Origin of the sequence: Cereibacter sphaeroides 2.4.1 (genome assembly GCF_000012905.2) — a bacterium.
In the GTDB taxonomy this organism is placed as follows: domain Bacteria; phylum Pseudomonadota; class Alphaproteobacteria; order Rhodobacterales; family Rhodobacteraceae; genus Cereibacter_A; species Cereibacter_A sphaeroides.
On the sequence record NC_007493.2, the window covers coordinates 624,810 to 648,254 of the forward strand.

At 63.7% G+C, this 23,445-nt stretch carries 24 protein-coding genes and 2 pseudogenes; 20 read left to right on the top strand and 6 right to left on the bottom strand.

The genetic code is table 11. From position 1 onward, the window contains the following. The first annotated feature begins 40 nt into the window (after nucleotides 1-40). Nucleotides 41-1,018: an AraC family transcriptional regulator gene (locus RSP_RS03120; protein WP_011337168.1), complete on the top strand. Its 978-nt coding sequence runs from the start codon at nucleotides 41-43 to the stop codon at nucleotides 1,016-1,018. A 239-nt stretch (nucleotides 1,019-1,257) separates the two neighbouring features. Here RSP_RS03120 and RSP_RS03125 read toward each other — a convergent pair whose 3' ends face one another. Next, complete coding sequence (locus RSP_RS03125) at nucleotides 1,258-2,148, bottom strand: LysR family transcriptional regulator (RefSeq protein WP_011337169.1); 891 nt, start codon at nucleotides 2,146-2,148, stop codon at nucleotides 1,258-1,260. Between the two features lie 97 nt (nucleotides 2,149-2,245). Between RSP_RS03125 and RSP_RS03130 the strand changes: the two genes are divergently transcribed. Beyond that, nucleotides 2,246-2,569 (top strand): nuclear transport factor 2 family protein, encoded by a 324-nt coding sequence (locus RSP_RS03130; RefSeq protein WP_002719181.1) that lies wholly within the window; start codon nucleotides 2,246-2,248, stop codon nucleotides 2,567-2,569. Beyond that, nucleotides 2,566-3,345 (top strand): SDR family oxidoreductase, encoded by a 780-nt coding sequence (locus RSP_RS03135; RefSeq protein ID WP_011337170.1) that lies wholly within the window; start codon nucleotides 2,566-2,568, stop codon nucleotides 3,343-3,345. Before RSP_RS03130 ends, RSP_RS03135 begins: the two co-directional genes overlap by 4 nt. Nucleotides 3,346-3,426: 81 nt before the next feature. On the opposite strand, the gene RSP_RS03140 is transcribed toward RSP_RS03135, so the two are convergent. Further along, nucleotides 3,427-4,497: a sensor histidine kinase gene (locus RSP_RS03140; protein ID WP_017140099.1), complete on the bottom strand. Its 1,071-nt coding sequence runs from the start codon at nucleotides 4,495-4,497 to the stop codon at nucleotides 3,427-3,429. 559 nt (nucleotides 4,498-5,056) lie between these two features. Here RSP_RS03140 and RSP_RS03145 point away from each other — a divergent pair. From RSP_RS03145 to RSP_RS03160, 4 genes are all read left to right on the top strand, one after another. Beyond that, nucleotides 5,057-5,461, top strand: coding sequence for a DNA breaking-rejoining protein (locus RSP_RS03145; protein WP_011337172.1), 405 nt, complete (start codon nucleotides 5,057-5,059; stop codon nucleotides 5,459-5,461). A gap of 20 nt (nucleotides 5,462-5,481) precedes the next feature. Beyond that, the gene (locus RSP_RS03150; RefSeq protein ID WP_011337173.1) at nucleotides 5,482-5,760 is read left to right on the top strand and encodes a hypothetical protein; all 279 of its coding nucleotides are present in this window, start codon (nucleotides 5,482-5,484) and stop codon (nucleotides 5,758-5,760) included. 72 nt (nucleotides 5,761-5,832) lie between these two features. Then, nucleotides 5,833-6,567, top strand: a complete 735-nt coding sequence (locus RSP_RS03155) for a CPBP family intramembrane glutamic endopeptidase (RefSeq protein ID WP_011337174.1) — start codon at nucleotides 5,833-5,835, stop codon at nucleotides 6,565-6,567. Between the two features lie 15 nt (nucleotides 6,568-6,582). Beyond that, the gene (locus RSP_RS03160; protein ID WP_011337175.1) at nucleotides 6,583-6,879 is read left to right on the top strand and encodes a hypothetical protein; all 297 of its coding nucleotides are present in this window, start codon (nucleotides 6,583-6,585) and stop codon (nucleotides 6,877-6,879) included. A 6-nt stretch (nucleotides 6,880-6,885) separates the two neighbouring features. Here RSP_RS03160 and RSP_RS03165 read toward each other — a convergent pair whose 3' ends face one another. Beyond that, nucleotides 6,886-7,563: a hypothetical protein gene (locus RSP_RS03165; RefSeq protein WP_023003546.1), complete on the bottom strand. Its 678-nt coding sequence runs from the start codon at nucleotides 7,561-7,563 to the stop codon at nucleotides 6,886-6,888. Nucleotides 7,564-7,740: 177 nt separating this feature from the next. On the opposite strand from RSP_RS03165, the gene RSP_RS03170 reads away from it, so the two are divergent. From RSP_RS03170 to RSP_RS03220, 12 genes and pseudogenes are all read left to right on the top strand, one after another. Next, entirely contained in the window at nucleotides 7,741-7,902 is a 162-nt protein-coding gene (locus tag RSP_RS03170; RefSeq protein WP_227590627.1) for an RNA polymerase subunit sigma, read from the top strand. A gap of 94 nt (nucleotides 7,903-7,996) precedes the next feature. Beyond that, nucleotides 7,997-8,650, top strand: coding sequence for a hypothetical protein (locus RSP_RS03175; protein ID WP_017140100.1), 654 nt, complete (start codon nucleotides 7,997-7,999; stop codon nucleotides 8,648-8,650). A gap of 468 nt (nucleotides 8,651-9,118) precedes the next feature. Then, entirely contained in the window at nucleotides 9,119-9,571 is a 453-nt protein-coding gene (locus RSP_RS03180; RefSeq protein ID WP_011337179.1) for a GNAT family N-acetyltransferase, read from the top strand. Between the two features lie 238 nt (nucleotides 9,572-9,809). Continuing rightward, nucleotides 9,810-10,562, top strand: a complete 753-nt coding sequence (locus tag RSP_RS03185) for an SDR family oxidoreductase (protein WP_011337180.1) — start codon at nucleotides 9,810-9,812, stop codon at nucleotides 10,560-10,562. Between the two features lie 43 nt (nucleotides 10,563-10,605). Then, nucleotides 10,606-10,794, top strand: a pseudogene (locus tag RSP_RS03190) (transposase); the annotation flags it as partial. Nucleotides 10,795-10,833: 39 nt separating this feature from the next. Beyond that, nucleotides 10,834-11,775, top strand: a complete 942-nt coding sequence (locus RSP_RS22750) for a hypothetical protein (RefSeq protein ID WP_371863453.1) — start codon at nucleotides 10,834-10,836, stop codon at nucleotides 11,773-11,775. 976 nt (nucleotides 11,776-12,751) lie between these two features. Further along, nucleotides 12,752-14,248, top strand: coding sequence for a P-loop ATPase, Sll1717 family (locus RSP_RS03200; RefSeq protein WP_160384101.1), 1,497 nt, complete (start codon nucleotides 12,752-12,754; stop codon nucleotides 14,246-14,248). A gap of 476 nt (nucleotides 14,249-14,724) precedes the next feature. Next, the gene (locus tag RSP_RS03205) at nucleotides 14,725-16,239 is read left to right on the top strand and encodes an SAVED domain-containing protein (protein ID WP_011337186.1); all 1,515 of its coding nucleotides are present in this window, start codon (nucleotides 14,725-14,727) and stop codon (nucleotides 16,237-16,239) included. Nucleotides 16,240-16,357: 118 nt separating this feature from the next. Beyond that, nucleotides 16,358-17,569, top strand: coding sequence for an SMODS domain-containing nucleotidyltransferase (locus RSP_RS03210; RefSeq protein ID WP_011337187.1), 1,212 nt, complete (start codon nucleotides 16,358-16,360; stop codon nucleotides 17,567-17,569). After that, a pseudogene (locus RSP_RS22755) lies at nucleotides 17,566-18,099 on the top strand (hypothetical protein); the annotation flags it as partial. The gene RSP_RS03210 and the pseudogene RSP_RS22755, both read left to right, overlap by 4 nt. A gap of 612 nt (nucleotides 18,100-18,711) precedes the next feature. Beyond that, on the top strand, nucleotides 18,712-19,371 hold the full coding sequence (locus tag RSP_RS22635) for a ThiF family adenylyltransferase (RefSeq protein ID WP_235896930.1): 660 nt from the start codon (nucleotides 18,712-18,714) through the stop codon (nucleotides 19,369-19,371). Beyond that, nucleotides 19,364-19,882 carry a Mov34/MPN/PAD-1 family protein gene (locus tag RSP_RS03220; RefSeq protein WP_011337189.1) on the top strand — a complete coding sequence of 173 codons (519 nt, stop codon included), beginning with the start codon at nucleotides 19,364-19,366 and terminating at the stop codon, nucleotides 19,880-19,882. Before RSP_RS22635 ends, RSP_RS03220 begins: the two co-directional genes overlap by 8 nt. Before the next feature lie 154 nt (nucleotides 19,883-20,036). On the opposite strand, the gene RSP_RS03225 is transcribed toward RSP_RS03220, so the two are convergent. Genes RSP_RS03225 through RSP_RS03235 form a run of 3 tightly spaced genes read right to left on the bottom strand, consistent with a single transcriptional unit; the run spans nucleotide 20,037 to nucleotide 22,217 of the window. Further along, nucleotides 20,037-20,534 carry a hypothetical protein gene (locus RSP_RS03225; RefSeq protein ID WP_011337190.1) on the bottom strand — a complete coding sequence of 166 codons (498 nt, stop codon included), beginning with the start codon at nucleotides 20,532-20,534 and terminating at the stop codon, nucleotides 20,037-20,039. Nucleotides 20,535-20,546: 12 nt separating this feature from the next. Further along, on the bottom strand, nucleotides 20,547-21,356 hold the full coding sequence (locus RSP_RS03230; protein WP_011337191.1) for a M15 family metallopeptidase: 810 nt from the start codon (nucleotides 21,354-21,356) through the stop codon (nucleotides 20,547-20,549). A 54-nt stretch (nucleotides 21,357-21,410) separates the two neighbouring features. Beyond that, nucleotides 21,411-22,217 (bottom strand): DNA adenine methylase, encoded by an 807-nt coding sequence (locus RSP_RS03235; protein ID WP_011337192.1) that lies wholly within the window; start codon nucleotides 22,215-22,217, stop codon nucleotides 21,411-21,413. A gap of 303 nt (nucleotides 22,218-22,520) precedes the next feature. Between RSP_RS03235 and RSP_RS03240 the strand changes: the two genes are divergently transcribed. Continuing rightward, nucleotides 22,521-23,426, top strand: coding sequence for a DMT family transporter (locus RSP_RS03240; protein ID WP_011337193.1), 906 nt, complete (start codon nucleotides 22,521-22,523; stop codon nucleotides 23,424-23,426). Nucleotides 23,427-23,445: the final 19 nt, after the last annotated feature.

A 23,445-nucleotide genomic window follows, 5' to 3' on the forward strand; every position in this document is an offset into this window, starting at 1 on the left:
ATATGGGAAGCGGGTGGGCCACAGGCGGGTGGAGCGGGACATGCCAGACGGAAACGCCAGTTTCCGGACGCAGCGTTTCACGGGCGGCGATGCGGCGCAGCCCCTGCCGTCGATCATGTTCGCCGAACGGCGCAGGCTGGCCATCCTCGGCGAAAACGGGTTCGTCGAGACCTGCGTGCGGACCATCGAGGGCAGCGACATCGTCTTCGGCAGTGTCCGGTCGTCCGGGCATGTGATCGAGCTTCGCGAGCCGGATCGGTTGACCCTCCTTCTGCCGAGGGCGGGGCGCCTGCGGGTGCGGATCGGGTCTGCCGAGCATGGCGTGACGCCGGGCTGCCCCATGGCCTTCCGGCCGGGCGAGCGGGTGACCGACGCCACCGCCGGCCGCGACGGGCTCTTCGCCGCGATCACGCTGCAGGTGCCCGCCGCGCGGGTCCGGGCGCTGGCCGAGGCGGCCGAGCTACCGCTGCGGGGTCTGCTCGGCCCGGATGCCGTGGCCCTGCGCGCCCGGCTCGAGGCTTCGGCGCTGGAGGGCATGGCCCGGCTGGCCTGCGACCTCTTCCTGCGGCCGAAGACCGCCCTTCCGCCCGGCGTCGCTCTGGCGATCACCGACTTCGTGGATGCGCAGCTGCTGGCCCTGATGGACGGCCGGCCTGCTCCGGCCCGATGCCGCGTCCTGTCGGCCTTCCACCGCGTGCGGGCGGCCGAAGAGATCATGCATGCCCACAGCGAAGAGCCGCTCGCCATGCTCGATCTCGCACGACGTCTGGATATCGGCCTGCGCAGCCTGCAGCTGGCCTTCCGCGAGGTGCATGACGGCCTCTCGCCGCGCGAGGTCTACAGCCGGATCCGGCTGGACCGCGCGCGGCAGCGGCTGCTGGCGGCTTCGGGGGCCGATCGGGTGACGACCATCGCGCTCGACAGCGGCTTCGGTCATCTCGGGCGGTTCGCCATGGCCTATGCGCGCACCTTCGGCGAGCTGCCGAGCGAGACGCTTGCCCGCCGCCGCAGGATTTGACAGCTGTCAACCGGGCGGCAGGCTTCAGTGCCCTCATTGCCCTCATTGCCCTCAGTTTCTTCAGTCTCTTCAGGGGCTTGACGCAGCCGCCTTTGCTTTCGCGGTCGGAAAGCCCTGCCTGTCCGATGTGTGCCTCGTGAAGATCGGTGGACCCGGCGTCCGGCCGCGGGACAGACCGGGTCCCTCCCGATCCCGGACGCCTGTCTCCGATAGGCCCGCATCGGTGGCCGCGTCCCGCGTCAGGCCGCCTCCCTCTCGCGGGCCATGGCGAGAAAGGCGGTGAAGCCGGCCGAGGGGTTGCGGCGGCCGGAGTAATAGAGGCTGAAGCCGGGGCGGTTCGGCGTCCAGTCCTCCAGGAGGCGGATCATGCGACCGGCGGCGATGTCCTCGGCCACATCCGCTTCTATGAAATATCCGATCCCGGCGCCGTCCAGCACGGCGGCGCGGGCGATGGCGGCTTCGTCCACCGTCAGGCGGCCGCTCGCCTCGAAGGGCAGCGGCACCCCGTCCTTCTGGAAGGGCCAGCGCAGCAGCGCGCCGTTCGGCAGGCGCACGCGGAGGCACGCATCGGGATCCAGATCGGCGGGCGAGCGCGGCTCCGGATGGCGGACCAGCCAGTCGGGAGAGGCCACCACCGCATGGCGCACGGGGAGGCCCAGCGGCAGCGCGATCATGTCGCGCGGCACCAGATCGGCGGGACGGATGCCCATATCGAACCCCTCCGCCACGATGTCCAACAGCCGCCCCTCGGTCACCAGATCGACCCGCATCTCGGGGTAGCGGCGCAGGAAGGCCAGCACGAGCGGGGCCACCGCCCGTCCGGCCTGCACCGAGGCGTTGATCCGCAGCATTCCCGAGGGCGTGGCACGCTGCGACCGGACCGTCTCCAGCGCGGCGCGGATCTCGGTCAGCGCCGGGGCGATGCGGGCCACGAACTCGCGCCCGGCCTCGGTCAAGGCCACGCTGCGGGTGGTGCGGTGGAAGAGCCGGACGCCGAGGCCGGCCTCCAGCCGCGCGACCGTATGCGACAGCGCGGTGGTCGAGACGCCCAGATCCAGCGCCGCCGCCCGGAACGAGCCCTTTCGCGCGATGGCCAGAACCGCCTCGAGCGCCTTCAACCCGCTGTCCATCATTGTCCCGATCCTGTCATCACCAGATGCCGATCTATCCCGATTATCGGGCGCTTCGTCGAGGATTATGGTGAAGTCACAGCAACAGGAGCCGCCCATGACCCTACCCGCCCCGATCGAGACTTATTTCACCGCAGAGGCGCCGCAGGAGGGCCCGCGGTTCGCCGCAGCCTTCGCGCCGGAGGCCATCGTCCATGACGAGGGGAAAAGCCATCGCGGCCCCGCCGAGATCGAAGCCTGGTGGAAGGCCGCCAAGGCGAAATACCGCCACCGCGCCGAACCGCTGGAGGTGACGGAGGCCCGCGGCAAGACCGTGGTCCGCGCGCGCGTCAGCGGCCACTTCCCGGGCAGCCCGGCGATGCTGACCTTCACCTTCGGTCTCTCGGGCGACCGCATCACGGATCTGAGGATCGGCGGATGACCGGGTTCCTGACGCTGCAGGGCAAGCGCGCCCTCATCACCGGCGGCACGCAGGGCGCGGGCGCGGCCACGCTCGCGCTCTTCCGCGAGCTCGGGGCCGAGGTCCTGACCTCGGCGCGCCACCGCCCCGGCGACCTGCCCGAGGAAATGTTCGTGGCCGCCGACCTGACGACCCCTGCGGGCTGCGGGGCGCTGGCCGCGGCGGTGCGCGACCGACTGGGCGGGGTGGACATTCTGGTCCATATGCTCGGCGGATCTTCGGCACCTGGCGGGGGCTTCGCCGCGCTGGGCGAGGCGGAGTGGCAGGCGGAGCTGAACCTGAACCTGATGCCCGCCGTCCGCCTCGACCGCGCGCTGCTGCCCGGCATGGTGGCGCGCGGGTCGGGCGTCGTCGTCCATGTCACCTCGATCCAGCGCCTCCTGCCTCTGCCCGAGGCGACGACGGGTTATGCCGCGGCCAAGGCCGCGCTGTCGGCCTACAGCAAGAGCCTGTCGAAGGAGGTGGCGCCGAAGGGCGTGCGCGTGGTGCGCGTGACGCCGGGCTGGATCGCGACCGAGGCCTCGCTCCGGCTGGCCGAGCGTCTGGCCGCAGAGGCGGGCACCGATCTCGAGGACGGCAAGCGCCGGATCATGGCCTCGCTCGGCGGCATCCCCCTCGGCCGCCCCTCGACGCCTGCCGAGGTTGCGAGCCTGATCGCCTTCCTCGTCTCTGACCGGGCGGCGAGCATCACCGGGACGGAACATGTGATCGACGGAGGCACGGTGCCGACGGTGTGAGGGCCGGGCCGGAGCGAGGCGGGCTGCCTGAGCCGAGGCCGGCGAGGGCTGCGGTGCGTCAGGGGGGGGCCGCCGGGCCGGTCAGGCGCCGTTGAGGGGCGCGATCAGTTCGAAGTGCAGGCCCGCGGGCTCGTAGCTCACCTCGACCGTGCCGTCGAACTCGGCCGCGAGAACCTGTTTGACGAGGAGGCTGCCGAAGCCGTGATGGCTGGGAGGTGTCACGGGCGGGCCGCCGCGCTCGGTCCAGGATAGGCGCAGCCTGCGGGTTCCTGCATCCCGCTGGTCGGACCAGTCGACCACGACCCGCCCCTCGTTCGTGGACAGCGCGCCGTATTTCACCGCATTGGTCGCCAGCTCGAACATGGCGAGCGTCAGGGCGAAGGTCTGCTTGTCGGTCAGGGACACCTCCGGGCCGGAGGCGAGGAACCTGCAGCCCTTGTCGTCGAGCCGCCGGTGGACGTGGGCCAGAACCTCGGTGACCGTCGCTCTGGAGCTGCCGTGCAGGGACAGGATATTCTGCGCCTGTCCCATGTCTTCCAGGCGGTGGAGCAGCTTCTCGGTCAGGTCCTCCACCGTGGCCGCCCGGCGCGCGCTCTGCCGCACGACGGCAGAGACGAGGGCGTAGGAATTCTTCATCCGGTGAACGAGCTCGCGGTTGCTGATGGCGGCGCGGCGCTCGAACCGGACGCGGTCGGTCGTCTCCACCACCGTGTCGATGAAGCCGCGGATCACGCCCGCCTCGTCCGCGACGGGACTGTAGGAAAAGGTGAAGAAGGCCTTCTCCATCCCGCGATCGTCGCGCAGGACCGACAGGGGGAAATCCTTGATGAAGGTGGACTCGCCCGCCATGGCCTTCGCCGCGATGGGTCCGATGGACGGCCATGCCTCGTGCCAGATCACCGAGAAGGGCAGGCCGAGGCAATCGCCCTTGTTGCCGAGGATCGGCACGAAGGCGTCGTTGTAGATGGCGATATGGTCCGGCCCCCAGCACAGACATTGCGCGAAGCCCGAGTTCAGCGTCATCGCCACGCTGACCTTGAGGGCAGGCGGCCAGTCCTCGATCGCGCCCAGCGGTGTCACGGCCCAGTCCAGGGCCGCGACACGCTGCGCCATGGGAAGGCTGAGATCCAGAAACGCAAACGGATCGGTCATCGGGTCTCCGCTTGTCGTTGACCGCCTTCTGTAAGCCATGGCCATGCGGTGCCGCAAGGTGGGAAGCCCGGCCAGTCGAAGGCAGTCCCTCGGGCCGAGGCGCCGCATCCTGTTCGTTGCCCCTCCCGCCACGGTGCCTGAGGCTAACTCTGGCACGGGGAAACGGCCATGCGTGCACCCCCGGGGGATGGAGCCCCGAACTTTGAAGTCCAGGCCCGCGTGCAGGGCCCCTGCCTCGATGCGCTCGAGGCGGCAACCGCCTGTCGTGCCGGATGGCGATCTCAGGGCTTCGGCCCGCGCCGATTGCGCCCTCCATTCCACCCAAGCGTGTGTCGCCTTCGCATTCCGGATAGCGGAGTCGCAAATATGCCATCAACCTTGGGTCGTCCACGTCGGAGGGACCATGCTGTCAGTCCTGCGCCTCTTCAGCCTGCGGCACCGAGAGTGTCTCCGACCCGCTGCCGGCAGGCTTCTGCACGGCGCCCCGGATGCGTGATGCCGCCGTCCCGTGAGTAGCCGGTCACGTCGCTGTCGCCCCAATCGCTGAAAGGACCGTTCCATGACCTGTCGCAAGCTGACCCGGCTGGCCGCCCTGCTGCTGACGATCGGCGGCGTGCCGGCGATGGCAGACGACATCCGGCGCGAGGCCGTGCACTTCGCCCCGGGAACCTCGGGCTCGACGATCAACGGCAGGATCAAGGGCTACAACGCGGTGCAGTACAGTCTCGGCGTCAAGGCAGGCCAGAAGATGAGCGTGCAGCTCGATTCCGGCAATGCGAGCCTCTACTTCAACATTACGGCTCCGGGCGCCAGCGAGGCGCTCTACAACAGCTCCATCGATGGCAACGGCACGTCGGTCACCATCCCGTCCAGCGGCACCTATGTGATCGACGTCTATCTGATGCGCAATGCCGCAAGGCGGGGTGAAACCGCCAACTACTCCCTGACGCTCTACGTCGAATGACCCTCAGGAAAGGACAAGCCATGAAACATGCCGCATTGCTGGCCGGCGCGCTGACATTGTCTGCCTGCGCCGAGGCGGGAGGAACGAGCCCCTCCGACTTTCCCGAGGATGTGAAGGCCTGCAAGCAGGCGATGGCCTATCGCTCGATGACCACGCCGACCTTCATCGAGGTCGTCAGCGCCGCCCCGCTTCGGGACGGGTCCGGTATCCAGATGTTCCTGACCCATAACGGCCAGAACATGACGATCTGCCGCACGAACAACAGCCACGAGGTGAAGGAGCTTTTCGCCTACGGCTGAAGGCCGGACGGTCGAGGGCTTCGGCGCTGCGTCCTGCGCGCACCGCAGCGACCGGGCAAGGGCAGTTCCATCATGACGGCGAAACCGGATTTCCCCTTCTACAATGGTCGGCCGATCCCGTTCGAGGGCCGGGACTGGCTGCTGCTGATGGGCTCTCTGGCAGTGGCTCTGGCAGTCCTCACGCTGCTGCCGCTGCGCCATTTCCCGCAAGACATCGTCCCGGCGCTGCTCTTCCTCGCGATCCCGCTTCTGGCGCTGCGCCATGTCGCCGGGCCGCACTGGACGGCGCTGTTCCGTCCGGTGGGCCTCCGTGAGATCGGCCTGATGCTGCTCTTCGGGCTGCTCACCCTGGGGGGATCGATCCTTGCGGGGCTGATCCTCTCCCAATTTCTCACCTTCAGCGGCAATCCGGTGGCCGAGAGTTTCGACGGCATGACCGGCATCGCGCTGGTAGCCCGGCTTCTCCCGACCGTCCCGCAACTCATCGGCGAGGAGCTGCTCGGCATTCTGCCGTTTCTGGCCGTGCTCTGGTTCTGTGTCACCCGGATGCGCCTCTCGCGTCCGGCTGGGGTCCTTATCGGGCTTCTGGTCTCGGCGCTGGTCTTCGGCGCGGCGCATCTGCCGACCTATGACTGGAACTGGGGGCAGGCGCTGCTCGGAATCGGATCGGCAAGGGTCTTCCTGACCCTGGCCTATGTCGCCACGCGCAATCTCTGGGTTTCGGCGGGGGCGCATGTGCTGAACGACTGGATCGGTTTCATCTTCGCCTTCGCTGCGGGCCATGCGCCCATCGGCTCCGACCCCTGAGCCGGAGGGTAGATCATGGCCCTGTCGCATGATGCTGTTGTTCGCCTCACGACCCTGGGCTGGGCGCTGCTCCTGATTCTGTTCGTGATCGGTGCGCTGCTGCTCTGGGCGGCCTCGCCGCTGCTCTTTGCCGGGGTGGTCCTTGTCGGAGCGCTGCTCGGCCTTTTGATCCACGCCGCCCGGCGCCTGACGCGCCGCGACGGATGGCCCCCGGGCCGGACGCGGGCCGGCCTGATCGGCGCGGGGCTGCTGACCTGCCTTGTCGCTGCCCCGGTCTGGTGGCTGGGCCAACTGCGACTCGCCCCGCCCTGAGCGGGGTCACGATCCGATCGTCACCGGGCCGCTCAGCAGAGACAGCGCGAAGACGCCGAAGAAGCAGAGTGCACCGATGACGAGGGCCAGCGCGGTCTGGCCCATGGCCTGACGAAGGCGCGTGTTGCGGTGGATCATGAAACCGCGCGTCAGCGCCACTGCGTACCAGCCGAGCCCGAGCAGGAAGATCGCCAGCGCCGTCGGCCCGGTCCAGACGGGCTCGAGAGTGCCTAGCATCATCGCGAGGTCCAGCATCAGCACGAAGGGCACCGTCACGTAGCATTGGGCGTAGAACATCGGGCGCAGCGTCTTGCGGCTGAGGACCTGACCGGAGAGCCGCACATGCTGGATGCCGAGGAGCAGCGGGAACAGACTGAAGGCCACCGCCCGCAGGATCAGGAGGTTGCGCTGATCGGACAGCACGCCCTCGAAGGCCGCGTCATTGTGCAAGACGCCGCGCTGCACCATGTGAGCGATCATCAGCGTCAGGAACAGGAAGATCGGCGGGCTGAGCGCCTCGGAGAACTGCTCCTCCGGCGGCCGGGTCAGCTCCTGTTCGGCGTAGGCGATCATCGCCATCGGGTGCCGCAGGCATCGCCACAGCGTCAGCGGGAAGAAGACCAGCCAGCTCACCACCTCGTAGAGCAACAACTCCGCCGAGCGGAGGAGATTCATGAAATCCATGGCGGGCCTGTGATCCGGGTCGGACAATCCTAGCGCCCTCGAACCGGGTAAGTCATCCGGGCATCTTCCGCCCGCCCAGTGCGGCAGAGGAGAAGTTCGAGACGCAGCGCCCCCTGTTGCCGCCTCTTGCAGGTCGCACGGATGCTCCTCGGTCTGTCGCGGAAGAGGGGAGAGGAGATGGACTGTCTGCAGGTCGCGATGATCGACGGCCTTCCGGGGGTCATCTGCCGCATGGGCCGCGAGCTTCAGGCCACGGCTCTCGAGCTGGAGGCCGGTGGGATCGCCCGCATCAACTTCACGCGGAATCCTGACAAGCTGACCAGGGGGAGGTTGAACTGAGCTGCGGCATCTGCCCGCGTGGTCCATCCGGCCATCGGAAACCGCCCGCCGCAATCCGTCGTTGAGCAAGGGTCGCTACACAAGGAACACCGGAATGCTGAAGCCTCTCGCTGCCACCCTCCTTCTTGCGGGTCCCGCCTTCGCGTCGAGCGACGATGCCTGGGCCGAGTTTGCCGCCGAGGTCGAGAGCGCCTGTCTTGCCGCGGCCGGCGACACGCTGTCCGATGCGTTGGCGGTCGTCGATCCGTTCGGCAGTGAGAGCTACGGGCTGGCGATCGTCAGCGGGCGCACGGCGAACGATGCTCCCGCGAGCATGATCTGCGTCCTGAACAAGCAGAGCCGTGCGGTCGAGATCGGCGGTGAGCTGGCGATCCGGGTCTCGGATCGGGGGCCAGAGCCTCTGACCGCCGAAGATACGGACAAGGCGGCCCTGACGGGCGAGCTCTTCTGCAGCTTCGAGGCCGAGGCGCGGACGCTCCTTTTCGCCGCGGGCAACGTGGCCTCGGACCAGCCGGCGGAGGCGGCCGTCAAGCTCTCGGGCCAGCCGGTGAAGCTGAGCGTCGACGGCGGGTTCGATGCCATCACCCGGGGCGCCGTGTTCACAGACCACGCCGCTACGGCGGAGGTGGCGGTGACCGGCGAGGCGACCGAAGGCGGCGAATCTCCCGCCTATCCGGCGACCCTGACCGTCCGGCCCGAAGAGGGTCCCGAGATGGCCGCCGAGGGGCTCTGGCGCTGCGGCCCGTAAGATGTCGCGTGACGGGCGGCACCTCGCGCCCGCCCTCGCTGCTGCCGCGCAGGCGCGGCCGGGGCGGTGGGGCCACGCCGCCCGCGGGGGCCCGGAAGCCGGCGCGGGTCTCGATGCGGTCGGCCGGGCCGGGCCGCATGGCCTCGGGAGCGCGGAGGGTGGCCGCCCTCCGTCGGATCGTCGGAAGCGCCAGATCGGGGCCATCTTCCCCTGCCGTTCCTTCCGCCGGACGGCCATCCGTCGCGGAGCGCCTTCCCTGTCTTCCGGGATGCGGGTGAGCGCTTCAGGGACTCGAAACAATGTCCGATCCGAGCGTCATGGCCGCTGTTGAAGCAGATCCTCTGCAACGCTATAAGAGCGGCACCACAGAAGGAGGTTGATGCACAGAGGACTCGATTGAACCGCATCCGGCGGTATCGCCCGGCAACTGAGTGCCGATCCTTTTTGCATATCTTCGTGGGAGTTCTCATGGGAACCCTGAACATCCTGATCCGGCCGTATGATGCGGCAACGGATCTCAAGCGCCTGTCCGATATCTGGTTCGATGCCTCGATGGCGGCGCATCCCTTCATCGGCGAGGCGAGACTGGTGGAGCAGCGCCAGCTGATCGAGGAGGACTATCTCCCGACGGCCGAGACCTGGGTTGCCTGCCATGAGCGGGAAGCCGTCGGCTTCATCAGCCTGCTGGGCAGTTTCATCGGCGGGCTCTTCGTCGCCCCTGACCGGCAGGGCATGGGTGTCGGGCGCAAGCTCGTTTCCCATGCCCTCGCCCGGCACGGGGAACTGTCCCTTGAGGTCTATACCGCCAACGAGCAGGCGGTGCGCTTCTACAGCTCGCTCGGCTTTCGCGAGCTGTCCCGGCGCGATGTCGACGACTTCGGTTTTCCGTTCCCGAACGCGTCCCTGCACCTGAAGGTCTGAGAGGTGACCGGGCAGAGGGTCTGCCCGGTCCATAAAGTCCCACACGGCGGGAGCATCGCTTCCGTGATGCTGGAGAGCGAAATGCAAGGCCCGCTCCGAGACCGGCGTTGCAGGCGCTGCCTCCGGGACGAACGGCGGCTCTGCATCCGGCATGGAGGATGTTTGCGCATGAAACGGGTCGGTCTCACGGCAGGGTCTGATTAGGACTCCTTCGACAGTTCATCGAAGGAAAATCGGCATGCTTCTGAACGGAAAGACGATCATCATTTCTGGCGCAAGCAGCGGCATCGGGGCCGCAGCGGCGAGGCTTTTTGCGGCGGAGGGGGCGCGCCTGATCCTCGGCGCGCGTCGTGCCGCGCTGCTGGAGGAGATCACGAACGAGATCCTGGCCGGAGGTGGCGAAGCGGATTTCGTCGTCGGAGACGTCGAGGACAGCGGTTTCGCGGCAGAGCTGGTTCAAAGAGCCGAAGACCGCTTCGGCGGACTTGACGGTGCCTTCAACAATGCCGGGGTGACCGGGGAGATGTGTCCCATCCCCGACATGCCCGAAAGCAACTGGCACAAGGTGATCGCGGTGAATCTCAGCAGCGGATTTTACGCGGCAAAGCATCAGATACCTGCCATGCGCAAACGCGGCGGTGGCTCGATTGTTTTCACCTCCTCCTTCGTGGGACACACGATCGGGCTCCCCGGCATGGGCGCCTATGCCGCAGCGAAGGCGGGCCTGATCGGCATGACTCAGGTTCTGGCCGCGGAACATGGACCCGAGAAGATCCGCGTCAACGCGCTCCTCCCGGGCGGGACCATGACGCCGATGGCCGGAGAGGACGCCGGCTTTCATGAGGTCGTGCGGGGTTTCCACGCGCTGAAACGCATGGCGGATCCATCCGAGATCGCGCAGGCGGCGCTTTTCCTGCTCTCCGATCAGGCGTCATTCGTGACCGGGACCGCACTGATCGCGGACGGGGGAAATTCGATCAGCAAGCTCTAGGGTCAAGACCCATCGATCTGCTTGAGACTTTCCCGCTTGCGTGATGCAGATCCCCCGAACGGACGGGGTGGTGAGGAGCGACCCTTGCCGGCTGACGGACGAGCGGATGGAGCGGCTGACGCCGTTCTTTCCGAAAAGCCATGGCAAGCCGCGCGTTGATGACCGGCGGGCGTTGAGCGGGATGATTTTCATCAATCGCGATGGCTTGCGGTGGTGCGATGCCCCGCGGGAGCAGGCGTAGGGCGCGACGCCGTTCAGCCGGCAGGTTCCGATGACTGAGGCGAAGCGCGCTTGGGACTGGCTGCGCTCGTCGTGGCCGGCGAGGAGCGCGTTCCTTCGCCCGAGGGTCGGCGGCCGGATGCGGTTCTCGACGGGTTCGAGGCCGTCTCGATCCGGCCGCCGTCGGGGACAGCCGCATCGCCCCGTCCTGCACCCGAGCGCTCCGCGCGTTCATCCCTTCGATCCGTCTACGGGACGGATCGATCCCTTCGGGACCGGTCTTCACCTAAACAAAGCTGCCGCTCTTCAGCCGCTTGTCGATCAGCACGAGCCCGCTGCCGTTCCGGACCTGGTCGCCCTTCGCGCCCTCATCCAGCGCCTGAGCTACACCCTGACGGTCAGTTCGGGGTCGAGCCTCTACAACCGCGATGTCGTCCTCACCGTGCCGGACGAGGATCCGGCGCTGCGGGGTGCCGGCCTGCCGTCGCCGGAGGCGGATCTTCCCGGCAACGATCTTGGGGATGAACCCGGCCGCGGCGTTGCCCGGGGTTTGTCACGCCGGCTCTCGGCGCCGCAATGCCTCCACGCGCTGCGGCTCGCCGCCACTTTCGGCACCCGCGAGACCTTTCGGCAATGTCTCGCGCCGGGCGCGGTGACCGTGATCGGAGACCTGCGTCCCGACGAGGTCAGGCCGCCCTCGGACCTGCTGCGGCTCGGGCTGCTGCCGCCGGGCTACTGGATCCACTCCCGGGCGGACCAGAAGATCGAGGGTGAGTCCCTCCTGCTGCTGTCGCCGGTGGCCGACGGCGACTTGATCGCTCCGGCCAAGCGCCGCAGCTTCCACGAGCGTCTCCCCCAAGCCTTCGACGCGCTCCTTCTGGTGCTGATCCTCTGTCCCGAGGAAGCCAAGCCTCCGGCAGACCTCTTGCGCTCCTTGCCGGCGCTGCTGATGCTGGCGCGGGTCGATCGCTCGATGATGCTGCACTGGGGCTGACCCATGCGATCCCCGACGACGCCGATATGGCCGACGTTCATTCCGCGCTTCCAGCCTTGAGCCGAACAAGCTGATCCTGAGGGCCAGACCGGATCCGAAGCCTAAGGAATTACACGCCGACGGCCGTTTGTGCCAGCCGAGCGAGCGGATCACAGAACCCAGATCTTAGTCAATGGCGTGGCGCTTAGAGCAGACATCACGCGATTTTGTCTTGATGCAGGGAGCGCAGAAAAATCCCCGAAACGTAAATCTTTATGCCTCTCTGGCAGCCACTTGCGTGGCACTTGGCGGGCCCAGAAGGTGTGCGGAAAGCAAGCGCAGCCAGAGGCTTGCTCAGTAAACACCGCCTCAGCGCGCTCCTTGCAGATCAATCACTTAGACATCTACGTGTAAACGTGCTGTGCGAAGATGATGGCGATGAATTATGCCGTTCAGTGGACCCATCTGGGACGCAGGACAGGTCGATGAAGCGCCCTCCGTCACGTCGCGATGCAGACCGAAGTTCAGGCCGAAGCGGCCCATCCGGGCCGCCGGCAGCGAACGTCTGGAACCAGCCCATTGCCGTCGGTCGTGCGGAGCGCTGCAGGCCGGTGGCCCCACCGTACAGGGCGGTGAACCGCCCGTGAGGCTGCGGCATCGCGTCCGCGGCAATCGGCGAAAGCGGCCATTCGCGACTCGCCCGTGGCGCAACGCAGTGCGCAGGAAGCGGACCCGAGCGCCTGCAGCCTGATCGGCAGCCGAGCGCAGGAAGCGGCCGGAGGTGGCCCAAGCCAAATACACTAAAGCAATACGGCTGCCTGCTGTTGCGCATCCACCAATTCATGCACCTGCTATGTGGGGCGAACGAACAGTCGACATACTACTGAAATCTGTTTACTTACGTCTTCAAGTGAAGCGCATTGCTGGGTACTAGCCACGTGGTCGATCACGTCAAGCCAATAAAGCGCCTCTCGAAGAAGCTGAAAAGGGGTTCTCCATGACGATTCCGACATTCAAAGATATTGATTTTGGAGAAATAGATGCGAATGCGGAGCACCTCATGGCGCTGCTTAGAAGAGGCATTCCAATGTTTGAGCGGGCCTTCGTGCCTCCGCCAATGCAGAACCTTGATCGCTTTAAGCAACATGAGAAATTTTTGATCTATGGCCAGAAGGGAACTGGGAAGTCGGCAGTTCTCAGACATCTTGAGGCGCATTCAGTTAAGGCGGGATATCGAACGGACTATATAATTTTCAAGGACAATGTCTCAGAAGAATCGGATTTGTTTGAAAGCGGAATTCTAAGCCCCGTATCCGAGCAGGATGTCTTAAAAATACGACATTATCTTCACATTATGAAAAGAATGCTGCTCCTTAAGTTTCTCTACTTAATGATTGCGGAGAAGGGTGAGAGAGTTGCTGGAGAGTTGGATGCGGCGGCTCCCTTCTTGGGCAAGGTCATGGAGTGGTTCAAGAATTCAACGCTTTCGGACGTATCATCTTACGCAATCCGAACAGCATTTGATTTAGCTTCATCGGTAAAGAAAGACGAACAAGAAGGATTGAGGTCGATTGACTTTGGCAAGCTCTTAAAGGGTCAAAACGATACGCTGCTGAAATCTCTCGTCGCTCAGGCTAAGAAGGAGAGCTTCAAGGCTGTAATTTTCGTTGATGAAATCCACTTCTCATTTAAGGATAACGAATCTTATAGACAAGATGCGATGTTGGTTCGCGATTGCATCGCTGCGGCTTTGAACCTTAACGAGACATTCATTCGAAACGGCGTAACCTGCTTTGTCCAAGTGGCCGTTCGGTCGGAATTTCTTGAGCACCCCGTTATTGCACAGGCGGAAATACAAAATCAAATTCATTCATTTGGCGAGCCTATAGATTGGTCGAGTGAGAAATATGATGAAAAATCTAGGCTTTGGGGTTTTGTTTTGGCGAGAGTTAAACTCGAAGATAGCCGAGTCACCTCAAGGCAATTCTTCGATAATTATGTAGGGAATGGAAGAGCAACGTCGCTTCTTGAACATACCTGGTCTAAGCCTCGAGATTTGATTCGCTTCTTCAACGTTGCAAAACGCCGTTATCCAAAAAAAACTAATCTCGACAAGGCTGATTTTGATAGCGTCATCAAGGAATATAGTATCGAGGCATGGCGGGAACTTAGGACAGCACTCTCATCCTTCCTAAACGAGTCCGCTCTGCTCAGGCTGGAAGAGTTCTTAGGAGAGAATGCGCACAGAAATTATAACCATACCCCCTTCAAGAAAGAAGATCTTGTGGATTTCCTGATGGGCGTAAAGTCGGAGTTTGATAATAATTTGGATGTGGGACTGGTTTTGGGCTTGCTATATATATTGGGCGTCCTGCAGATGCGTAGTGAGATGGCTGGCGGGACGATATTCAACGCCTACCATCGCGCAAATCTTCAGCCGAAATGGGATTGGGAGATTTATATGCACCCCGCTGTTGCGAAAAGATTTTCATAGTGGGATTGGGGGCGGCACCACGCCGTTCCTGCCATGAACGGTAGCTATGGGCTGTGAGCGCCTATCGCTGCGGCTTGCCCGAGTGACCGCTTCGGCGGCAGACACCGGGAGTTCCGACCGTCGGCTGTGGGCCGCAATGGGCGGGGCTGAACAGGTCGTGCCAAGCGTTCCTTCCTGTGCGCTACGGCCGCTTCCCTGCGCATCGCCGCCATCCGAGCGTGGCGCGGCGAAAGACCGCAGGCAGCCCTTTACCGCCACTCATGCGAAGCGGAGCATGACGCCCAGCGTCTTCGCTGAGGGCGGAAAGCCGTCAGTCGTCAATGCAGCGTGGCAACTGTAGCAGCTGTGGGGAAGCAGTCTTTCGCGCTGTGCAGAACGAGAACCCGACAAATCGACGGGTGTGCCGCTACCTATTGACTAGGCTTCGAAATTACTGAACTTCAGGTGCGTTGGAGTAGCATGTCGGGAGAAGAACGATGGCAGATCCGAGTGCGCGGTGGCACGGAGACGACTATCAGTCACGCCATTTCTGGATACATGCCGCTTCCCTCCTGGACGAGCATTCCACTCATGTAGCTGAAGTCACATTCGAAGCACACGGTCCCAAATCATTTGACGATGTCGTTGTCCGGTACGATCCCGGCCGGCCCGATCGGAGGAGCCCGGAACCAGTTCATCAGGATCACTATCAGATCAAGTGGCACACTGATCACTCGGGGCACTTCGGCTACGAGCAGCTAATGGATCCAAGGTTCATTTCGGGAACTGCCGTATCGTTGCTCGAAAGGTTGCGCAATGCGAAGCTGACTGCCCCCCCGAACTCAGCCTTCCATTTTGTCACCACCCATGACTTGACGCAGGGCGACCCGCTGCGGGAACTTGTCTCCAATGTGGACCATTCAATCCGCCTGAAGATCCTTAAAGAGGGTAAAACCGCTAGAAGCACGATGGGAAAGGTCCGGAAAGCTTGGTGCAAACATCTCAAGGTGACGGACGAAGAGCTTTTCGACATTCTGACCGGCTTCCACATAGAGACCCGTGCCCGAAGCCTAGAGTCTTTGCGAACCGAAGTGGCCATGCGTTTCCGGACGGTTGGCCTGAACGGCCACGAGACCGATACGATTTTCCCCTATGATGGGTTCGCAAGGGAGCTCGTCGTCAAGCAAATCCGAAGTCTGGACCGCGCCAAGTTTCGGTCCCTTTGTGAGCGAGAGGGCTGGTATCTTCAGAAGCGCGCGCCCTCCAAACGCGGGGTTGCAATCCAGACATACGCGCCCCGTGCAACGCCTGCCGATCTCCTACTTGCCGCGCCGGAGAATACCTTGGTCCTGGCTGATCACTTCAACGACCGGAAATTGAAGGAGGGGCATAGCTGGGATCAGATCAGAGATGAAGTTAGAAGCTTCTTGGACGCCAAGCTACGTGAGACCGTCGATTTCCGGCTTTTCCTCGATGCACCGTCTTCGTTGGCATTCCTGTCCGGCTCCTGTCTAGGTCTGAAATCTGGAGCATCCGTCGAGCTAGTCCAGATGGGTTACGGCAACCCGAACCGGATCTGGGATACCGCTGACGGGCGAGGTGGTCCGCTTCCCGACATAGAGACGCTTAGAGTTGGAGACGGGCAAGACATCGGCCTCGTTATAAGCCTTGCCCGCAACGCACTTTACAAAGTGCGAGAGTATCTCCAGAGAGAATTGCCGGAGGTGGGAACCGTAATACACGTCACGCCGCCCGGGGGCGCTGCGCAGGGGTCTGTGTCGGGCGGAGAGCATGCTCTTGCCATTGCGGGTCAGGCAGGTCAAGTGGTGTCGGATCTTTCTCGGCCAGGCGGTCGTACGCATATATTTATTGCTGCCCCGAATGCCGTAGCGTTCTTTCTTGGTCAGCAGGCTGACTCCATGGGCGTCTGCATCCCATACGAGTTCGACTTCAAAAAGGAAGTCGACGCCTCCTATCGTCCCTCCTTCGAGATTGGACTTCAGCGGCCTTGAAAGGTCGTCAGGCGACGCCCTATGCTTAGGCGATTCGCCCCCGTGCACGCTGGATAAGGTGCTTGAGGGACGGATCTGACGTATCCTATTGTTACCATTTTGGCCGGAGGAGCTCCTCGTGAAGCTCGAGTCGCAGTTTAGGGATTTTCTTCGTGAGATCCGCCCCACCGAAACTCAGCAAGAGGACTGGAAGGCTGGGGCGAAAACTCTGAGAACGAGGTTGGCTCAGGATCCCGACCTGAAAGACATCTTGGAAGAAACCTTCCTTCAAGGCAGCATTCGCAGATCGACCGCAATCCGTCCCAGCGGCAACAAGCGACCGGATGTGGACATTGTGGTGGTGACGAATATCGACTACACCCAGACCACACCTCAGCAGGCCATGGATCTGTTCAAGCCGTTTCTGGACAAGCACTACGGCGGTAAGTGGCGTCCGCAGGGCCGATCCTTTGGAATTGAGCTTTCATATGTCGATATGGACTTGGTGATCACCGCACTGCCCAGAACCGTGCAACTGCTCGATGAGCGTCAGGTTGCACGTTTTGCAGACAAGGACGCTCTCACCAGTATCTACAAGTCCGATGCGGCAACCTCCCTCTCGACACTGGAGGAGGACACCAGCTGGCGCCTCAACACGCGCTGGCAAGACAGCCGATCCTTCAGTGATCTTGACGGGCTGAACCGTGAGCTCGGCTCGGCTGTCAATGAAAGCCTCAAGGACGAGGTTACCGAAGAGTGGAAGTCGGAACCCTTGTGGCTCCCAGACCGAGACACCAAAAAATGGGGGCGCACACATCCCCTTCTTCAGATTTCGTGGACGGCCGAGAAAAACCGAAGGACGAACAAGACTTATCTCCACATTGTTCGGGCCATCAAATGGTGGCGTCTGGAGATTGCGGAAAAGCTGCCCAAGTACCCCAAGGGCTACCCTCTCGAGCACATGGTTGGGCATCTCCTCGAGGACGGGGCGGACCTGTCCACCGCTCAGGGCATCGTCCAAGTATTCGAGAGCTTCCGCGACAAGTGGCTTCTTGTAGCAAGGAACCATCAGGTCCCTGTGCTTTGTGACCACGGCGTGGCCGAGCACAATGTACTTGCCCGCCTGAGCGCCGAAGACTTCGTGGGGTTTGTCGAGGTAGTATCTAAGTTTGCAGCCCTAGCGCGCCAAGCATTCAACTCGACTGATCCTGTCGAATCCGGCAAGCTTTGGCAACAAATCTTCGGGTCTAAATTTCCACTACCCGGCCCCAACGGCGGAGATCGAACTGGCAGCCACTTTGTCAAGCCGACCGTTGCCGCTGTGCCCCCGACCAGCGACCGCTTCGCTTGAAGTCGCCAAACGATGAGGAGATCCCGGATGTTCTGCATCCGGTTACCTCCTTGCTGCGTATTGGCGTTGGTCCCGTGACTGCGCTGGAAGGTTGGAAAGAGTGGCGAAGGGGGTTTTTCTCTCTTCCGCTTGTTGCTCGTGTCACAATTTCGCCCGGCCAGAGCTTTCCTGCCGAAAGCAGATGGCACCTTGTCGTGTCCTCTGGGTCCTACCCGGCAGATATCTTCATCTTGCCCGACAAGGTGGCAGGTCCGAACTTGACCTTTCCCCACCAGGCCGCAGTCTATTCTCGCGATGGCAAAGAACCGTGGTTGAACGGTGAGCCCTGCCTGACAGATCCGACGGCCGCGTTCGGTGATCGCCACGGATCCCGACCGGAACCCATCGCCCTTGCGGACCGGCTGATCTGGAAGGTCGAACGCTTTTCTCGCTGGTGCGAGCTAGCCGCCGCGGGTCGTCTCCATAATCCCGGTGATCACTTCGAACTCCCGCCCCTTAGCGGACATACCAATCCGATGACCATCGGGTTCCATGAGACAGAGGGGGATCTCGTCAGATGGACCCAAGGCGCCGCTAGAGCAGGTATTGTGCACTTGGTCAGTGTATCTTCCTCTAGTAAAGTCCTTGCAGCGCAAAGTTGGCGGACAACTGAGGATGATCTCCTCCATATGCCAGATTGGGGTCTCCTGATAAAGAATCAGTCGCCGGGACAGATACCAGCGATATGGTTCTTGCTCGAAGAGATCCCCATCATCGGTGCTTGGCAGTTGCCCCGGACATATCGGGAGCTCAGCGAGAGACTTGCAGGAGAAACGATTGACCTAGCCAAATCTTTAGCGGTGTTGGGCCAAAGCATGAGGAAAAGGAACATTAGCCGACCGGCCGTAATCATGTTCGGCTTTCCTATTCCACGGTTCTTTGGAGATGCCCCTTCGCGCATTCACTGGCTCGCAATATGTGACGTCCGCTTGACCCGAAAAAACAGCGCAAGGAATGGTTTCCGCTCCTCCGAGGCGAACCGACAACGGTTTGATCGTGACCTCGCACGGTCAGCCAAAGCCCTTTCTTGGGCTACATGTGAAAACTGGGCACCTGATCAGATAAGGACGCGCCTGCGTAGCGCGCCGGGCTCGCAGCCGAAGATGCTGCTGATCGGTGCTGGTGCGCTTGGCAGCCAAGTTGCCGAGACGCTCATGCGTACGGGTGTGCGTGACATTGATGTGCGTGACCGAGATGAACTCGCGGCGGGAAACCTCTGCCGACACGCTCTCGATCTCACCATGATCGCTGTGAACAAGGCCGCAGCCCTAGCCGCGCAACTCAATCGCCTTCAACCTGACGGAAGAGCCCGAGGCGATGATCGGGCCTTCCCAACTGTCGGACCGGACGGGCCTGAGAATGCCGATGACTATGATGTCATCCTCGATTGCACCGGCGAGAACAAGCTGTTGCGCAGCCTTTCGATGATACCCTGGAAGTCCGAAAAACTGTTCATCTCCCTCTCTGTAAACTGGGGCGCGCGGGGTCTCATGTTCTGGTCATCTCGGGGCGCATCATTTCCGGCAGTTGATGCAACGGAACGTCTCGAGGCGCTTGCAAGAAAGTTCAGGCCCGAGGGAATCGATGAGCGGTTTGAGGGGATCGGCTGCTGGCATCCGGTCTTCCCAGCTGATGCAGCAGACATCCGAATCTGGGCCGGAATGGGGGCAAGATATGTGCTGGACCAGATCGAGGGCGGCCCAGAGGGGTGCGGCATCTATTTCTTCAACGACGATCGGACCATCGGACTTGAGCATGGATAGGTCTGACCGGCATTTCACATCCGATTCTGGGGCGACGGTTACTTTAACTGCCAGAGCATTCGCGAAAATGGCCGAGTTCGCTGCCAAACGATCTCAACGCGAGACCGGAGGTATACTCATTGGTCATTATTCAGAGGATCTGACGATCGCCAGAATAGAAGCCGCGAGTGACGAGCCGCCAGACTCGCGTGCAGGTCGGACTTGGTTCGTGCGTGGCCAAGTAGGGCTCGCCGAGATATTGCAACGGGCTTGGCGTGAGGGGCGCTACTATTTGGGTGAATGGCATTCTCACCCCGGAGCCAGCCCTGCACCGAGCGGCCCGGACTTGTCCGCCATTGCAAAGATGGCGCGTCACCCGACCTTCATTTGCCACCGTCCAATTCTGGTTATCATCGGTGGCAATTTCCATCAACAACCGCTCTTGTCCGCCACTTTGGCTGCCAAAACAGGCGTTACAACTCAGCTGCGTGCGGAACTGTACTCCAATGAGCATGAACGACTGCTTCGGTGAAGTTTAAGGACACAGACGGAGGAGTATCGAATGGTAGCTCAGGGCCGGGCGCGCAATCTTGCTGCGCTCGGCCAAGCAGCAGCGGGGGGCCGCTTCCTGCGCATAGCGGTCATAGGAGCGCGGCCGGTTGCCGCGCGCCATGCAGACTAGGTGTTCAGAGTTCGGCGGCTTGGGCCAGCCTGGACCGGACCAGCGCATCTAGCGTGTCCGTCGGCGGGCCGAGCTCCTTCAGCGCATCCGGCACCGATTTCTGAACATAGCTTGAGACAAACTCGGACGCCGCATCGGGGGCAAGCTTCCGGGCCACCGCAAGGCGTGCGGCCGTCATGACAGCCGAATGCAAGGCCTCGCGATGGCGAGCTTCGATCTGGATCCCGGTCCAGTGCTGGAACCGAACGGTTGCGAAGCCGATCAACGCGGTCAGTGCCACGCCCGCGAGATCAAGGAGGCTCGGCGCCAGGGCGGTCAGGAGGTCGCTGCCGGTCGATGCGGCGGCCGGTAGGGCGAGCATGGCGACGATGGGGACCGAGATCGCGATGCGCGCCAGAGCGGCCAGCAGCGGCAAGCCTACCAGCTGGATGAAGGCGGACGCACAGAGAGCGAGCATGAGCACGAGGAGCGCCGGGGGCGCGAGGATGAAGATCGTGGACATGGGGTCTCTCCTTCACAGGCGGGCGAACTGGAAGTGCATCCAGTCGCGGTTGCAGGCGCGGCCGAGGCTCGTGGCGCCGGCGGTTTCGACGATGGTCCAGAAGGGCTCGTAGGCGGGCGCGGCGAAGCTCGCGCGGTCGCGGCCCCAGCGGAGCGGGTTGCGCTCGGGGTCGAGGTCGACGGCGATGCCCCAAGCGTGCATCGAGAGGGCCGAGCCGCCGCGCATGGGCCGGTGGTTGAAGCAGCCCCCGAAGAAGTTCAGCCGCAGGCTCTCGAACTGGTCGGCGCCGTAGTGCGCCACCGCCTCGCGGAAGATCCGCGTCATGGGGGCCGCCACCAGCTTGTGGCAGCGGAAGCTCGTGATGCTCGTGTTGAGATCCCAGGCGAGCCGGAACGGGATCGGCAGCTCGACGATCCCGGCGGTGCAGTCGGGGCCGCCGGCGACGCCATAGAAGGTCGCGACAGACTCCTGCCGCGGATAGGCGCCCTGGGCATCGGCCACGGCATGGCCCGGCAGCGGCACCCGGTCGACGGCGGCCCGCACCGGCCCGGAGGCCCACGCGGTCAGCGCCTCGCGGGTGTTCGGCCCGAGGAGCCCGTCGATCCGGCCCGGCGCATGGCCGAGCCGCGCCAGCACCGCCTGGCCGGCCGCGATCCGCTGCCGGCGGGAGGGCCAGGTGCGCCAGGGCACCGCCTCTCGCTCCAGCGCGGCCAGCGCGGCCGCCTGGGTCAGCGGCCCCGCATCGCCGTCGATGGCGCCGCGGTAGAGCCCCGCGGCCGCGAGCAGCCGCTGGATGTCGGATGTCGTCACGTCTTTCTCCATATGCAAAAGCCCCGCACAAAGGCGGGGCGTGGTGGGTCGGACTGGTGGGATTTTTCAGAGGAGGGTCGCGATCCGCTCGCGGTTCGAGACGAGGAGCTCCTGCGCCTCGGTGCCGCCCGCCGCAGAGACCGAGTAATTCAGCCGCACCGGCTCGAGGTGGAACCGGCCGAAGAGCGCCCGGATCTCCGACGTGTCATTGATCGACAGGAGGAAGGCGCCCTTCAGGCTGCCGAGGATCTCGGCGATCCGCGCGAACTGCGCCCGGTCGAAGATCCCGCGGCCGTAGTCGTTCTCGCCGCCGAAGTAGGGTGGGTCGAGATAGAACAGCGTCTCGGCCGTGTCGTAACGCGGGATCAGGTCGGCCCAGTCGAGGCTCTCGAAGACCACGCCGTCGAGCCGCTCGTGGGCGGCATCGAGGACCGGCTCGAGACGCGCCAACGAGAAGCGGGGCCCGTGCCCGGCCGAGACGCCGAAGACCCCGTCGAGCTTGCCGCCGAAGCTGAGCCGCTGGAGGTAGAGGAACCGCGCGGCGCGCTCGAGGTCGGTGAGCGTGGCCGGGTCAGTCACGCGCAGCCGGTCGAACTCGCGCCGGCTGCAGATCTGGAAGCGCATGATCTCGAGGAGCTGCGGGTAATGCCGCTGCAGGATCCGGAAGAGGTTGATGATCTCGCCGTTGCGGTCGTTCATGACCTCGAGGCGCGGCCGGAAGCGGCGGCGGAGGAAGATCCCGCCCATGCCGACGAAGGGCTCGACATAGGCGCGGTGGGGGATGGCCTCGATCCGCTCGAGGATGAGCGGGTGGAGACGTTTCTTGCCGCCGAGCCACGGAGCAACCGGGGCGGCGGGAGGTACTTGTTTCATAAGGTGATTCGGCCTCACAAGGCGCCTGCCCTCGCGAGGGGTGGCAGGCAGTCTGAAAGGCGACGGACAGGCTGGCGCGGTCGCTGGTGACACATTGGCCGCGTGGTTCGGGCTGTTTGCGCAGCCCGGCCCCTGCCAGAGGGGCGTTACGGGCGCCCCGAGGAAGGGCGCGCCGGATCGGATGATCCATGATCGGGAATGGGCATCAGGGCGGCCGAGGTGCGCTCCCGGCGCGAGCTTCAGGGTGAGGTTGTGCCCCGCGTTGTGTTCCCCTAAAGTTCCCTCTCGTGGCAGGGAGGTTTCATGTCGGCATCTGCAAGAAGCTCCTCCGAGGACCGCATCCCCCTTGCCGTCACGTCGATCATTCTGACGGTTCTTGCGCTGTCGCTCGGGGATGCGCTGGTCAAGATGACCAGCGGCAGCTTCGTCATCTGGCAGATCTTCGTGGTTCGGTCGCTGATCCTGCTCCCGATCCTGATGGGTGTGGCCCTGTCGCTCGGCTGCCTGCGCGTGCCGCAGGCAGGGATATGGATCGCGGTGCGGAGCCTCATGCTGATCGCGATGTGGATCTGCTACTACTTGGCGCTGCCGAACCTGTCCCTGTCGGCCGCAGCGGCGGCCTACTACACGCTGCCCATCTTCATCACCCTGTTCTCCGCGGTGTTCGTTGGCGACAGCATCACGGCGAAGGGCTGGGCCGCCGTTGTGCTGGGGTTCGTCGGCGTCCTGTTCATCCTTCGCCCGAGCGCGGGAGACTTCAATCTCTATGCGCTCCTGCCGTTGCTGGCGGCGATGCTCTACGCCGGGGCCATGATCTTGACGCGGACGCGTTGCCAGTCCGAGCATCCGGTCATCCTGTCGCTGGCGCTGAACCTCGGCTTCATCATCGCCGGCGGCATTGCCGCCTGCCTGATCTGGCAGCTGCCGGCAGACATGAGGCAGGGTTTCCTGCTGTCGGAATGGACGGCCATGGGGTGGAGCGAATGGGTGTCGATGGGGCTTCTGGCGGCCTCCATCCTGATCGGCAGCATCGGGGCGGCCATCGCGTACCAGAATGGCCCGCCAGCCATGATCGGCGCCTTCGACTTCGCATATGTCGGCTTTGCCGTCCTCTGGGGCATCGTGTTCTTTAACGAAACTCCCGATCTGATCGCGTCCATCGGCATGATCATGATCGTGGGTGGCGGGATCCTGTCCCTCCGCCAGTGAGCGGCAGCCTCGCTCGCCT